The 13,522-nt window shown below is 72.1% G+C and carries 12 protein-coding genes; 5 read left to right on the top strand and 7 right to left on the bottom strand.

Annotated features, from left to right (window positions below):
* Positions 1–63 precede the first annotated feature (63 nt).
* Entirely contained in the window at positions 64–1,302 is a 1,239-nt protein-coding gene (locus tag ACLZN2_RS11475; RefSeq protein ID WP_416978283.1) for an SAV2148 family HEPN domain-containing protein, read from the top strand.
* A 139-nt stretch (positions 1,303–1,441) separates the two neighbouring features.
* A complete protein-coding gene (locus ACLZN2_RS11480) occupies positions 1,442–2,167 on the top strand; it encodes a 3'-5' exonuclease (protein ID WP_416978284.1) in 726 nt (241 codons plus the stop codon).
* Between the two features lie 60 nt (positions 2,168–2,227).
* On the opposite strand, the gene ACLZN2_RS11485 is transcribed toward ACLZN2_RS11480, so the two are convergent.
* The gene (locus ACLZN2_RS11485) at positions 2,228–3,091 is read right to left on the bottom strand and encodes a phosphotransferase enzyme family protein (protein WP_416978285.1); all 864 of its coding nucleotides are present in this window, start codon (positions 3,089–3,091) and stop codon (positions 2,228–2,230) included.
* A gap of 159 nt (positions 3,092–3,250) precedes the next feature.
* Positions 3,251–5,503 carry an MMPL family transporter gene (locus tag ACLZN2_RS11490; RefSeq protein ID WP_416978286.1) on the bottom strand — a complete coding sequence of 751 codons (2,253 nt, stop codon included), beginning with the start codon at positions 5,501–5,503 and terminating at the stop codon, positions 3,251–3,253.
* A gap of 244 nt (positions 5,504–5,747) precedes the next feature.
* On the opposite strand from ACLZN2_RS11490, the gene ACLZN2_RS11495 reads away from it, so the two are divergent.
* Both ACLZN2_RS11495 and ACLZN2_RS11500 read left to right on the top strand, forming a co-directional pair.
* Entirely contained in the window at positions 5,748–6,296 is a 549-nt protein-coding gene (locus tag ACLZN2_RS11495) for a DUF1697 domain-containing protein (RefSeq protein ID WP_416978287.1), read from the top strand.
* A gap of 33 nt (positions 6,297–6,329) precedes the next feature.
* A complete protein-coding gene (locus ACLZN2_RS11500; RefSeq protein ID WP_416978288.1) occupies positions 6,330–7,337 on the top strand; it encodes a ketopantoate reductase family protein in 1,008 nt (335 codons plus the stop codon).
* 10 nt (positions 7,338–7,347) lie between these two features.
* Here the strand turns inward: ACLZN2_RS11500 and ACLZN2_RS11505 are convergent, their stop codons facing one another.
* The gene (locus ACLZN2_RS11505) at positions 7,348–8,667 is read right to left on the bottom strand and encodes an MFS transporter (protein ID WP_416978289.1); all 1,320 of its coding nucleotides are present in this window, start codon (positions 8,665–8,667) and stop codon (positions 7,348–7,350) included.
* 70 nt (positions 8,668–8,737) lie between these two features.
* On the opposite strand from ACLZN2_RS11505, the gene ACLZN2_RS11510 reads away from it, so the two are divergent.
* Positions 8,738–9,730: a helix-turn-helix domain-containing protein gene (locus ACLZN2_RS11510; RefSeq protein WP_416978290.1), complete on the top strand. Its 993-nt coding sequence runs from the start codon at positions 8,738–8,740 to the stop codon at positions 9,728–9,730.
* Positions 9,731–9,913: 183 nt separating this feature from the next.
* Here the strand turns inward: ACLZN2_RS11510 and ACLZN2_RS11515 are convergent, their stop codons facing one another.
* From ACLZN2_RS11515 to ACLZN2_RS11530, 4 genes are read right to left on the bottom strand one after another with little or no spacing between them, the layout of a single operon-like run.
* Positions 9,914–10,654 (bottom strand): sirohydrochlorin chelatase, encoded by a 741-nt coding sequence (locus ACLZN2_RS11515; protein WP_416978291.1) that lies wholly within the window; start codon positions 10,652–10,654, stop codon positions 9,914–9,916.
* 8 nt (positions 10,655–10,662) lie between these two features.
* Positions 10,663–11,544 (bottom strand): ABC transporter permease, encoded by an 882-nt coding sequence (locus ACLZN2_RS11520; protein WP_416978292.1) that lies wholly within the window; start codon positions 11,542–11,544, stop codon positions 10,663–10,665.
* The gene (locus ACLZN2_RS11525) at positions 11,531–12,334 is read right to left on the bottom strand and encodes an ABC transporter ATP-binding protein (RefSeq protein ID WP_416978293.1); all 804 of its coding nucleotides are present in this window, start codon (positions 12,332–12,334) and stop codon (positions 11,531–11,533) included. Before ACLZN2_RS11525 ends, ACLZN2_RS11520 begins: the two co-directional genes overlap by 14 nt.
* A 20-nt stretch (positions 12,335–12,354) precedes the next feature.
* Positions 12,355–13,467, bottom strand: coding sequence for an aliphatic sulfonate ABC transporter substrate-binding protein (locus ACLZN2_RS11530; RefSeq protein ID WP_416978294.1), 1,113 nt, complete (start codon positions 13,465–13,467; stop codon positions 12,355–12,357).
* Between the last annotated feature and the right edge of the window lie 55 nt (positions 13,468–13,522).

Consider the following 13,522-nt stretch of genomic DNA (forward strand, 5'->3'; position numbering starts at 1 on the left):
CGGAGTACCCTTCCTTGATCGTTGAGACGGGGACAGCTCGGGGGAGCGGAAGGCGGTGCTTGGGTGGGCTCGGGAGGGCTGGAGTTGCCCCCTGGTGACGAGGGTCACGAGGGGAACTCCACAGAGGTCCCGCCCGGAACGGTGTCCCTGGCCCGGCCGATGGAGACCAACGCCATCGGCCCGGAGCTGGACTGGGACGCCGACGCCTGGCGCGAGGTGCGCACCCGCGCCCAGCGGGCCGGCCGGGCCTACATCTGGCTGAACCTCGTGGAACAGCGGCTGCGCGCCGTGGTGGCCGCCGTGCTGCGGCCCATCTACGAACCCGTCAACGGCGACGAGTGGGTGGTCGCCGCGGCCGGCCCCGCCGGACAGGAATGGGTGCAGCGCGCGGTCGCCGTACGCGAAGTCAGCCGCCGCAAGGGCTACTTGCTCGACCCGGCCGACGACAACGTCATCTCCTTCCTGACGTTGCCGCAGCTGCGCGAGCTGATGGTGCAGCACTGGCCGTGCTTCGAGCCCTACCTCGACGACCGCCGGGACGTCGAACTCGCCCTGGACGAGCTGGAGGTGACCCGCAACGTCGTCTCCCGCAACCGGGCCCTGTCCGAGGCGGTCCTGAACCAGGCCGAGCGGGCCTCGGCCCGCCTTCTGGAGATGCTCGGCACCGGCGGTGACGTGCCCTCCGCGCGCCGGCTGCCCGTCGACGCGGTCGAGGACCTCGTCGGCGACCGGTACGCCGACGTGGTCGCCGTCCACCCCGACCGGGTGCGGCTGCTGCGCCAGTTCCCCGCCGAGGACATCTTCGACGGCTCCCGCCGTATCGACGCCATCGGCATCGGGCTCAACCTGCTCGTGCAGAACTTCTCCGGCCGCCGTCTGGTCCGCCTCGCCGAGGCGGGCGCCCGCGTCCGGCTGCTCTTCCTCAACCCGGCCTCCAGCGCGGTCAAGCGCCGCGAACGCGAACTCGGGATGAAACGGGGCGAACTCAGCCGCTCGGTGGAGATGAACATCCTCCACATGCGCCGCGTCCGCTCCCGGCTGCGCGACCCGGGTGCCTTCCAGATCCAGGTGTACGACGAGACGCCCCGCTTCACCGCCTACCTCGTCGACGGCGACGGCACCGACGGCATAGCGGTCGTCCAGTCCTATCTGCGGCGTATGCGCGGCATGGAGGCGCCGGTACTGGTGCTGCGCGGCGGCAACCGGGTGGTCAAACCGGGCGAGGTGGACGAGGGGGGCCTTTTCGCGGCCTACCGCGAGGAATTCGAACTGGCCTGGGCGGATTCGCGCCCCGTGTCCTGATTCATCCCCATGGTCCGGGGATTCCGGCGGTCCGTGACGCCCCCTCCGAGCGGTAAGCGGAACGCGGTCCTCTGATTGTCAGTGCCGCATGCGAAGGTGGAGACCACTGGGGGAAGCACCACCAAGAAGGGGGGCCGTCATGGCCTGGTACCGGGAGCTGCTCGTCGGCTTCGACCTGGAGACGACCGGGACGGATCCGCGCGAGGCGCGCATCGTCACGGGCGCCGTGATCGAGGTGAGGGACGGACAGGTCCTCGGGCGCAAGGAGTGGCTGGCCGACCCGGGCGTGGAGATCCCGGCGGACGCGGTCGCCGTGCACGGGATCAGCAACGAACGGGCCACCGCCGAGGGCAGCCCCGCCGACCGCGTCGCGGACGCGATCGCCGACGTCCTCACGGGCTACTGGCGCACCGGCGTCCCCGTCGTCGCCTACAACGCGACCTTCGACCTGACCCTGCTCTCCGCCGAACTGCGCCGCCACGGCCTGCCCTCCCTGCGCGACCGGCTCGGCGGCCCCGATCCGGCCCCGGTCGTCGACCCGTACACCATCGACCGCTCGGTCGACCGCTACCGCCGCGGCAAGCGCAACCTCGAAGCGGTCTGCGCCGAGTACGGCGTCACCCTCGACGCCGCGCACGACGCCTCCGCCGACGCCCTCGCCGCCGCCCGGCTGGCCCGCGCGATAGCCGTCCGCCACCCCAAGATCGGCGCCCTCGGCCCGGCGGAGCTGCACCGCCGCCAGATCGAGTGGTACGCGGCCTGGGCGGCGGACTTCCAGAGCTTCCTGCGCCGCAAGGGCGAGACGGACGCGGTCGTGGACGGCTCCTGGCCGGTCCGCGAGCCGGCGGACAGCAGCATCGGGTAGGACGGGGGCGTCGAATCAGGCGGGGGCGTCGAATCAGGCAGGAGCGTCGGCGGGGCGGGCTCAGAAGGGGTACCAGCGCACCGCCTCGTCCCCGTCCCGCAGCGACGCCACCCTGCGCTCGAACTCCGTCAGCGCCTTGGGGTTGGCGGGCGCGTGCTGGGCGACCCAGGCACAGCTCGCCGTCTCCCGGGCCCCGCGCAGCACCGCGCAGCCCTCCCACTCCCGTACGTCCCAGCCGTAGGCCTCGGTGAAGGAGTCGTAGTCCTCGGCGGGAAGACCGTAGCGGTCGCGGGAGAGGGCCATCACGACGAGATCGTGCTCCCGCAGATCCGCCGACACGGTCTCCAGGTCGACCAGGACCGGGCCGTCGGGGCCCACGTGCACATTGCGCGGCAGCGCGTCGCCGTGGATCGGGCCCGGCGGCAGACGGGGGGTCAGCGCGGCGGCCGCCGCTGCGAAACCGTCGCGGCGCTTCCGCAGATACGCCGCGTCCGCCGGATCGATCGCACCACCGGCGAGCCGCAGCCAGCGCTCCACCCCGGACAGCAGATCCCGGTTCGGCAGACCGAGGGAAGGGGAGGGCAGGGCGTGCACCAGCCGTAGGAGTTCGGCCAGATCCCGGGGCTCCGCGGGCCGTACGGGATCGGGCAGCCGGTGCCACACCGTCACCGGATGCCCCTCCACCAGCAGCGGCTCCGGCCGGGCCGCCCGCGCGGCGGGGACACCTTCACGCTCCAGCCAGGCGGCGATGTCCAGCTCGCGCCGCGCCCGGTCCAGGAGTTCGGCGTCCCGGCCCACCTTCACCACCAGGCCACCGGCGGCGAACACCGCGTTCTCCCCCAGGGCGAGGAGCCGCGCGTCCCGCGCCGGACCGGGCAGCACCCCCGCACCGGCCAGTACGTCCCGCGCCCTTGCCTCGTCCATCGCCCGCCTCCGTGTCCTCCGCAGATTCCGGTCAGTCTCGCATTCCCACAGGTCGGGCCCGGTGCCCGCACCCGGGTGGCCCGGGCACGCCGGAGGGCCCGTCGGTTCCCCTGCGACCGACGGGCCCTCAGCTTGTGCGGCTGGAATCAGAGTCTGGAATCAGACGGGCAGCCGCTCGCCCTCGTCGTCGCGCGCCGTCCCGCCCGCCACGGCCTCCGGCGACTCGTCGTGCGTCATGTCGGGCAGCCAGTCCAGCCACTTCGGCAGGTACCAGTTGCGCTCGCCGAGCAGCGCCATCACCGCGGGGAGCAGCACACCCCGGATGATCGTCGCGTCGATCAGCACGGCCGCGGCCAGGCCCACGCCCATCTGCTTCATGGACTGCATGGACAGCGTTCCGAAGATCGCGAACACGGCGACCATGATGACGGCGGCGCTGGTCACGACACCGGCCGTGGTGACGACCCCGTGCTGGATGGCGTCGTTCGTGCTCCGGCCCCGCGTCCGCGCCTCACGGATCCGCGAGACCACGAACACGTGGTAGTCCATCGACAGGCCGAACAGGATCACGAAGAGGAACAGCGGCAGCCAGGTGATGATCGCGCCGACGCCCTCCGCGCCCACCAGCGAGGCGCCCCAGCCGTGCTGGAACACGGCGACGAGGATGCCGTAGGCGGCGCCCACCGACAGCAGGTTGAGCACGATCGAGGTGATCGCGACCGTCAGCGAGCGGAACGACAGCAGCATCAGCAGGAAGGCGAAGACCACCACGAACGCGAACACCGGGGCGACCGAGCCGACCAGCTGGTCGTTGAAGTCCTTGTTGCCCGCGACCTGACCGGTGATCGGCGCCTCGACGCCGTCGACCTTGCCGAGCGTGGCCGGACGCACCTCGTCGCGCAGCGTGTCCAGGCTCGCGCCCGCCCTGTCCTGGTCGGAGCCGCCGACCAGCGGGACGTAGACGAAGGCGACGTTCTGCGCGTCGTGCAGCTTGATCTCGACCGGGCCGCGTGAGGCACCCGAGGCGACCGCCTGCTCCTTGAACCGCGCGAGCGCGTCCTTCACCTCGGAGGAGTTGATGTCGTCCGCCTTGACGACGACCGTGGCCGGCTCGGAACCGCCCGGGAAGGCCTCGTTGACCCGGTTGTACGTCTGCACGATCGGCAGCGAGTCGCCGAACTCCTGGTCCAGGGTGAGGTTCTGCGTCTTCATGCCGAGCGCCGGTGCGGCGACGGCCAGCAGCGCGCCGGCCGCGACCACCACGGAGACCACGGGCTTGGCGAGCACGCCCTTGAGGACGGCCGACCAGAACCGGCTGCCGCCCGCGGCCCCGCTCTTGCGGCGCCGCCGCAGGAACGGGAGCCGGCCCTTCTCCACCCGCTCACCGAGCAGCGACAGCAGCGCGGGCAGCACGGTCACCGAACCGACCATCGCGACCGCCACCACCATCAGGGAGGCCAGGCCCATCGCCTCGAACGTGGCGAGCCCGGTGAACAGCATGCCCGCCATGGCCACGCACACCGTGACACCGGAGACGATCACGGCCCGGCCGCTGGTCGCCGCCGCGATCCGCAGCGCGGTCCCCGCGTCCCGCCCGGCCTCGCGCTCCTCGCGCTCACGGCGCAGATAGAACAGGCAGTAGTCGACGCCCACGGCCAGACCGACCAGCAGCATCACCGAGCTGGCGGTGTCGTCCATCGGCTGGAAGTGGCTGACGATCGCCATCAGACCCGTCGTCGCCATGATCGCGGTCAGCGCGAGCGCCACCGGCAGCAGCGCCGCCACCAGCGCACCGAACGCGATCAGCAGAATGCCCAGCGCCACCGGCACCGCGGAGTACTCGGCCTGCTGGAAGTCGTCGCCGAACGCGTCGTCGAACGTCTTCATCATGCTGGCGCCGCCGATCTCCTCGATCCGCAGCGAGGAGTGCTCCTTCTGCACCCCGGCGACGGCATCGAGCACCGGCTCGACCCGCTCGCCCGCCGTGTCGGAATCGCCGCGCATGTCGAACTGCACGAGCGCGCTGCGGCCGTCCTTCGAGATCGTGCCCGTGTCGTACGGCGAGGTCACGTCCGTGACCTCGCCGGTCCCCTCCACGGCCGTCACGACCGCGGTGACCGCGGACCGGAACTCGGCGTCGGTGGCCTTGACCGAACCGTCCTTCGCCTGGACGAGCACGGTCTCCCCGGCCGGCTCCTCGATGCCCGCGTCCTCGACGATCTTCGCGGCGGTGTGGGTCTCGCCGCCCAGCTGGTCGCTCTCCTTGACCTCGACCGTGCCCATCGCCGACCCGATGCCCATGGCCAGGACGACGAACAGCACCCAGATACCGACGGCGGCCCATCGGTTGCGTGCGCTCCAGCCGCCGGCCCGGGCCGCGAGGCCCCGTACCCGCGTATCTCCATGTGCCATGACGGGCTGCTCCCTCGTGAGCGGTGGCAGCCCCCTGCCGCCACCTTTCGTTTCGAAGGTATGAGCCGGATAAAGCCTTCTCGTCGTGCTGCCCGGTGAAGTCCGGGGCGCCGGGGTCCTCCCGTCGGAGCGGGCCGTCTCACCGCAGGGGAGGAGGTGGACCCCTACATCTACCTTGTGATCTAGGGGGTGGGAACCAGGGTTCGACCGGCCCTCACCGGCCCCGGACCCTAGGCTGACGGGCATGACGACGATGTACGCGGCCCTGTTGCGCGGGATCAACGTGGGCGGCGCCAGGAAGCTCCCGATGGCCGGCCTGCGCACCCTGATGGGAGGGCTCGGCTACGGCGACGTCCGCACCTACCTCCAGAGCGGCCAGGCGGTCTTCTCCTCGGCCCACGGCGACGAGGAGAGCCTCGCCGCCGAGCTGGCCGGGGCGATCACCCAGGAGTTCGGCTTCGACGTCGACGTGCTCGTACGCGACCACGCGTACCTGAAGACGATCGCCGAGGCCTGCCCGTTCCCGGCCGCCGACCTTCAGCCCAAGCAGCTCCACGTCACGTACTTCTCCGGGCCCGTGGAGGCCGGGCGGTTCGCGGAGATCGACCAGGCCGCCCACCTCCCGGAGGAGTTCCGCCTCGGCGACCGCGCGCTGTACCTGTACGCCCCGGACGGCCTCGGCCGTTCCAAGCTCGGGGAGATGCTGTCGAGGCCGCGCTTCACCAAGGGGCTGGTGGCGACGAGCCGGAACTGGAACACCGTGGTGAAGCTGGTGGAGATGACCGAGCCGTGATGACCGCACCGGTGACTGTGCGAGGCTCGTCCCATGCGTTACATAATCATCGGGGCAGGGGCGGTCGGCGGCACCGTCGGCGGGCGGCTGGCGGAGGCCGGGCAGGAGGTCGTCCTGGTCGCACGGGGCGCCCACGCGGCGGCACTCAAGGAGGGCGGGCTGCGGCTGAGAGTGCCGCAGGGCGAGCTGACCCACCGGCTGCCCGTGGTGGCCGGACCGGCGGAACTCGGCGTGCTGCGCGCCGACGACGTCCTCGTCCTCGCCGTGAAGACCCAGGACAGCGAAGCGGCCCTCGGCACCTGGGGCCCGGCCCCGGTCGAGGGCGGCGGCACGGCCGCCGAGAGGCTGCCGCTGCTCTGCGCGCAGAACGGCGTCGAGAGCCAGCGCCTGGCCCTGCGCCGCTTCCGGCACGTGTACGGCGTCTGCGTGTGGCTGCCCTCCACCCACGTCGAACCCGGCGTGGTCTCCGCCGCCGGCACCCCGCTCACCGGCATCCTCCATCTCGGCCGCCACCCGCACGGCACCGACGACACGGCCCGCCGGATCGCCGCCGACCTGGAGAAGGCGCACTTCGAGGCACCGGTCGTCGAGGACGTGGCCCGCTGGCAGTACGCCAAACTGCTGTCCAACCTGGCCAACGCGCTGGAGGCGGTGAGCGGCCCGGTCGGCGACCCGCGGGCCGAGGCGCTGTTCGCCCGGGTACGGGCGGAGGGCGCGGCCGTGCTCGACGCGGCGGGCATCGCGTACGCGAGCGCCGAGGAACAGCGTGCCGTGCGGGGCGACAAGGTCACCCTCGTCCCCCTCGACGGCGTCCCACGCGGCGGCGGCTCCTCCTGGCAGTCCCTCAGCCGGGGCGCCGGCACCATCGAGGCCGACTACCTCAACGGCGAGATCGCCCTCCTCGGCCGCCTGCACGGCGTACCGACCCCGCTGAACGAACTCCTCCAGCGACTGGCGAACGAGTTCGCGCGGGAGCGGCGGGCACCGGGGTCCCTGCCGGTGGAGGAGCTGGTACGACTGGCCGACGCCGTCAGCGGCTGAGCAGCCGCCGTCAGCCGGAATGCCGCGCCTCCCCCCGCCACCCGTCCCGCTCCGCCCACCGCACCGCGGGCCCCACCGCGAGCCCCGCCGCCGCGAACAGCACACCCAGCACCCCCCAGCCCAGCGCACCGTGCCGCACCGCGGTCACCGTGACCAGGGCCGGGCCCGCCATCATGCCCGCGGACATGCCCGCGCCGAAGACACCCTGGTAGACGCCGTGGGCGCGGGCGTCGGCGAGTTCGTAGCCGAGGGTCCAGCCGCCCGCGGCCGACAGCACCTCGGCGAGGACGTGGACCACCGCGCCGACGGTGAGCGCGAGGACGGCCCAGACGGGGGAGAGGCCCGCCGAGACGGCGTACACCGCGCAGGCGGCGGCCAGGAGCAGACCCGACAAGCCCATCGCCCGTACGGCGCTGGGCACTTGGGAGGCGCGGCGGGCGACCCGCACCTGGAGGAGGGCCACCAGGACGCAGTTGACGATCATCAGCAGGGCCGCCGTCCAGCGCGGAGCCTCGGTCCGCTCCACGATCCACAGCGGCAGCCCCACCTCGGAGAGGGTGTACTGCACGACCAGGACGGCGTTCAGCACGGTCACCGCCAGGAACGGCAGATCACGCACCGCACGCCAGCGGTCCGCCGCCGGGGCGTCCGCCGCGAGGGGCGCACGGTCCACCGCGTGCGGGGCGAGCGGCAGGCCCGGGATGAGGAGCGCCGGGCCCGCGAAGGACAGCGCGTTCAGCAGAATCACCGTCACATAGGCGTTCCGCGTGTCCAGTTGCAGGGCCACGGCTCCGAGCAGGCCGCCCATCGCCATTCCCACGTTCGTCACCATCCGCAGATAGGCCCGTGCCTCCACCCGGCCCGCCGCGGGCAGGACGTCGGCGTAGAGCGCGCCCTGCACCCCGCGCGACGCCATCTGGAGTCCCGTCGCGCAGACCACCGCCGCGAGGAAACCGGCGTACGAGTGGACGAGGACGTACGCGGCCGTCGCCACCCCCGTTCCGCCCCACAGCAAGGACGCCACCCGGCGGGCGCCCCAGCGGTCCGCCGCCCGTCCGGCGGGCACCCCGGCCGCGACGCCGGTCAGCCCGGCGAACGTCAGGCCGAGGCCGACGGACGTCGCGTCAAGGCCGACGATCCGGGTGAAGTACAGGACGCCCAGCGGGAAGTAGAGTCCGTTGCCCAGGGAGTTGAGGACGGTCAGCAGCGCCGCGCGGCGCAGCACGGGGTCGGCGGGGAGCAGGCCGGAGACCCGGTTGACCCGCTGCGGCGGGGTGGAGGAAGGTGAACTGCCCTGGTCGGAGGCCGAATTGGCCGGTGTCGAGGTCATGGGGGAAGGAAAACCGGTGGCGCACCGCGCCCGGCACTCATTTAGCCTGTCACTAAATGATCGGCAGCACATGATCGAGTTCCGGTTCGCCGTCGGGGACCTCGCCACCACCTCCTTCGCCTACTCCCCGCTCCAGGAGGCGGTGTTCTCGCTGCGCTCGCTGCACGACCCGGCCGCCTATCCGCACCACCGGCCCTGGCTGCGCCGTATCCGCCCGCTCCTGGACGGTCTCGACCACGCGCTGCTGACCTCGCTCGTCTCCCCCTGGCTGTGGGTGCCCGACTTCCTCACCCCGCGCCCCGAACGCGCCCGCCCCGCCTTCGCCGACGAACTCGACCAGGTCCGCGCCACCCCTTTGGACGTCGTCGCCGCCGACTTCCGCGCCGCCTTCCGCACCGAGCAGGCCCTGCCGCCCGTCGTCGCCCGCGGCCTCGCCGACCCCGCCGCGCTGCTCAGCCGTACCGCGGACGCCCTCGACGCCTACTGGCACAGCTGCCTCGCCGCCGACTGGTGGCCGCGCGCACAGAGCATCCTGGAGGCCGATCTCGCCCACCGCGGACGCGTGCTCGCCGAGCAGGGCGCCGGGGCGCTGCTGACCGGGCTGGACCGCAGGCTCTCCTGGCACTCCGGTCGGCTGCGGCTCACCACCACGGACTTCCGTATGCAGGCTCCCTGGTGCGACACCAGCATCGCCGGACGCGGCATGGTCCTGCTGCCGACAGTGTTCGCCCGGGGCGCCCAGCCCCTCATCGACCCGTCCCGGCCGCCCACCCTCATCTACCCGGCCCGTGGCCGCGCCACCCTGTCCGAGAGCCCGCCCCCGGTCACCGACGACACCCTGGCCCGCCTCCTCGGCCGCCCGCGCGCCCGGCTGCTCCTGCTCCTCGCGGAACCGGCCTCCACCACCGAACTCGCCCACCGCCTCGGCATCACCCCGGGCGCCGTCAGCCAGCATCTGACCGTCCTCCACGACGCCGGTCTGCTCAGCCGCACCAGAAGCGGACGGATCGTCCGGTACGGCCGCACCCGTCTCGGCGACGCGCTGTGCCGCGAGGACCGCTGAACGCTTCGCTGTAAGTCCGGTGCTTCATCTGCGGGTCCGCCGGGGCTGGTCGCTCCCCCGCTCTCGGCTTCGCTCGAGCGGGGGGACCCCCATCGCGGCGGAGCCGCATATCGACACAGCCCCGCGCCCCTTTGGGGCGCTGCCGCACCGCAGCCGACTTCGCCCCGCCCGCTCAGCGGCCGCTCAGGCCCCGACCGCCGTCAGTGCCGGCAGGCGTGCCGTGTCGTACCGGTCCAGCAGCAGCCGTGCCACCTCCGGCGCCGGGCCCAGTACCTCGGCCAGGACGTCCGCCCCGGTCGCGCCGCGCGCGATGCGGTCCGGCAGGAAACCGGGCGCCAGGACGTACGGCGCGACGGCGACCCGCGCACAGCCCAGCGCGCGCAGTTCGCGCACCGCGTCCTCGGTGCGCGGCAGGGACGCGGAGGCGAACGCAGGCCGCACGGCGCACCAACCGGTGTGCCGCCACTCCCGCGCGATTTCTGCGATCACTGCGATCGCCTCCGGGTCCGTGGACCCCGCCGAGGCCAGCACGACCCCGGTCGAGGGCTTGTCGGCGGGCGACAACCCCGCCTCGTACAACCGTCGTTCCAGCGCCGACAGCAGCAGCGGCGACGGGCCCAGCACCTCGGCCTGCCGGATCCGCAGCTGCGGCGGCGCGTCCCTGAGGACCGCCGGGATGTCCGCCTTCGCGTGGAACGCGCGGGTCAGCAGCAGCGGCAGGGCCACGACATCCCGTACGCCGTCGGCCGCCAGCGACTCCAGCGCCCCGTGCACGGAGGGGATGTTGAAGTCCAGGAAGCCGGTCTCCACGCGCAGCCCCGGCCGCAGCGACCGTACCCGCCGCACGAGGGCGTGCACGGTCGCGGCGTGCCGCGGATCGCGGCTGCCGTGGGCGACGACGAGGAGAACCGGCTCGGTGCGCATCCTGACGCTCAGCCCTTCACCAGCAGGCCGCGGCTGCGCAGCACCCACCGCTCCAGCGGGCTGAAGATCAGCAGGTCGATGGCGATGCCCACGAACAGGATGAGCAGGATCGCCTCGAACACCATCCCCATGTCGTTGGCGTTGCGGCCGTTCTCCAGCAGCTGGCCGAGGCCCACGCCGAGATCGGGGAAGGAGGCGATGATCTCCGCCGCCATCAGCGACCGCCACGCGAACGCCCAGCCCTGCTTCAGGCCCGCCACATAGCCCGGCAGCGCGGCCGGCAGCGTGATGTGGATGGTGCCCTTGACGCCCGTCGCGCCCATGGTGCGGCCGGCCCGCAGGAACAGCGGCGGCACCTGGTCGACGCCGGACACCAGGCCGTTGGCGATCGAGGGGACCGCGCCGAGCAGGATCACCGCGTACATCATCGAGTTGTTCAGTCCCAGCCAGAGCACCGCGGGCGGCACCCACGCCACCGACGGCAGCGACTGCAGCCCGGACAGGATCGGGCCGATGGCCGCGCGCACGAACTTCACCCGCGCCACCAGCAGGCCCAGCGGGGTGCCGATGGCGAGCGCGAAGAGGAAGCCGAGCAGACCGCGCGAGACGCTGGTCCAGATGTAGCCGAGCAGGGTCCCTTCGAGCCAGGCCGTCCTGAGCGTGTTCCAGACGTCGCCGGGCCCCACGAGCTTGCTCGGGTCGTCGACGACCTTGAACGCGATCTGCCAGACGACCAGCAGCAGCACGGTCGCGACGATCGGCGGCAGGATCTTGTCCACGAAGGTGCGCGCGAACGGGGTCCGGCCGGTGGTGGTGATGCCGTCGAGCGCGTCGAGACCGGCCTCGACGCTCTCGGTGTCGGCGGCGGTCTTCGTCTCAGTGCTGGCCATGACGGCGGATCTCCCCACGCAGGACATCGGTGATTTCCAGGGACAGTTCCGCCACGGGGGCGTCCTCGATACGGCGCGGTTGCGGGATGTCGACCACCCACTCACGCGCGATCCGGCCGGGCCGGGACGACAGCAGGATCACCCGCTGGGCGAGCCGCACCGCCTCGCGCACGTTGTGCGTGACGAACAGGACCGACAGGCCCGTCTCCGTCCAGATCCGGGTGAGCTCGTCGTGCAGCACGTCCCGGGTGATGGCGTCGAGCGCGGCGAACGGCTCGTCCATCAGCAGCAGCCGGCTCTCCTGGGCGAGCGCGCGGGCCATCGCGACCCGCTGGCGCATACCGCCCGACAGCTCGTGCACCCGCTTGCCGTACGCGCCCTTCAGCCGGACGAGCTCGAGCAGCTCCTCGGCGCGGCCGCGCCGGTCGTTCTTGGGAACTCCCCTGAGCTTCAGGGCGAGTTCGATGTTCTTGCCGGCGGTGAGCCAGGGGAACAGGGCGTGCTCCTGGAACATCAGCGCCGGGCGGCCGTCGGTCGTGATGGATCCGGTGGTGGGCCGGTCCAGCCCGGCCACCAGGTTCAGCAGCGTCGACTTGCCGCAGCCCGAGGCCCCCAGGAGGGTGACGAACTCGCCCGGGGCGACATCGAGCGTGATGTCGTCCAGGACGAGCTGCTGCCCGCCCGGTCCCGCGAAGGACTTCGAGATGTGGTCGAGGCGTGCCGCGTACTCCACCGTTTCGGCGGCCTTGGCGAGGGTCGTGCTCATGGTCGTCACCTCCTGGGAACTCATCGGGATCTCGTGGATTTCGGTCAGCTCACGCCGAGACCGGCGTCGTCGGCCGTGGGCTCACCCTCGGTCTTGAGGACCTTGTTCAGAATCGACAGGTCGTAGATGCCCTTCAGGTCGGGCTTCTCCAGCAGACCCGCCGTGACCGCGTGCTCCGCCTCGGTGTTGAGGGTGGAGGCCAGCGGGTCGTTGATGAACTGGATCGACGTCCACGCCGGGTCGAGCACGTCCGTCGGCAGCGCCTTGCCGGAGTCCGCCTCCAGTTGCTTGTTCGCCGCCGCCTTCGCCTCGTCCGGGTTGGCGTTGATCCACTTGTTGGCGTCGACCGAGCCCTTCAGCACGGCCTCGACGACCTTCGGGTGTTCGGTGAGGAACTTCTGCGACACGATGATGTTCGTGATCACGAACTTCTTGTCGGGCCACAGCGTCGACTCGTCGAGGAGTACCTTGCCGCCCTCGGCGACCAGCTTCGACGCGGTCGGCTCCGGCACCCACGCCCCGTCGATCGAGCCCGCCTTGAACGCGTCCGGCGTCACCTTGTTGTCACTGCGGACGACGGTGACGTCGCCCTTGCCGCTCTGCGCATCGACCTTCCAGCCCTGGTCCGCGATCCAGTTGAGGAACGCCACGTCCTGCGTGTTGCCGAGCTGGGGCGTGGCGATCCTCTTGCCCTTGACGTCCTTGAGGGACTTGACCTTGTCCGGGTTGACGACGAGCTTCACGCCGCCGGAGGCCGAACCGCCGATGATCCGCAGGGACTTGCCGTCGGACTTGGCGTAGCCGTTGATCGCGGGGGAGGGGCCGATCCAGCCGATGTCGATCGAACCGCCGTTGAGCGCCTCGATCTCGGAGGGACCGGCGTTGAAGGTGGCGTAGGAGGCCTTCGTGCCGCCCAGTGCCTTCTGGAAGATGCCCTGCTCACGGCCGACCAGCGCGGTCGCGTGGGTCAGGTTGCCGAAGTAACCGATCTTGACGGTGTCGAGCCCGTCGATCTTCTCCGCTCCGGCGGCGACCTTCTCGTTGGCGTTGGTGTCCTTGGCCTGGGAGCCGTAGCCGCAGGCGGCGAGGGCGAGGAGGGGCAGAGCGGCTACGGCGGCGAGGCCGCGGCGAAGCAGCGTTGAGCGGGAGGCAGGCACGGGAGGGGTTCCTCTCGTTGGCCCGGCGGTCACGGTCTCTCAGGTCGTGGCCGGG

The organism is Streptomyces sp. T028 (genome assembly GCF_048159505.1).
In the GTDB taxonomy this organism is placed as follows: domain Bacteria; phylum Actinomycetota; class Actinomycetes; order Streptomycetales; family Streptomycetaceae; genus Streptomyces.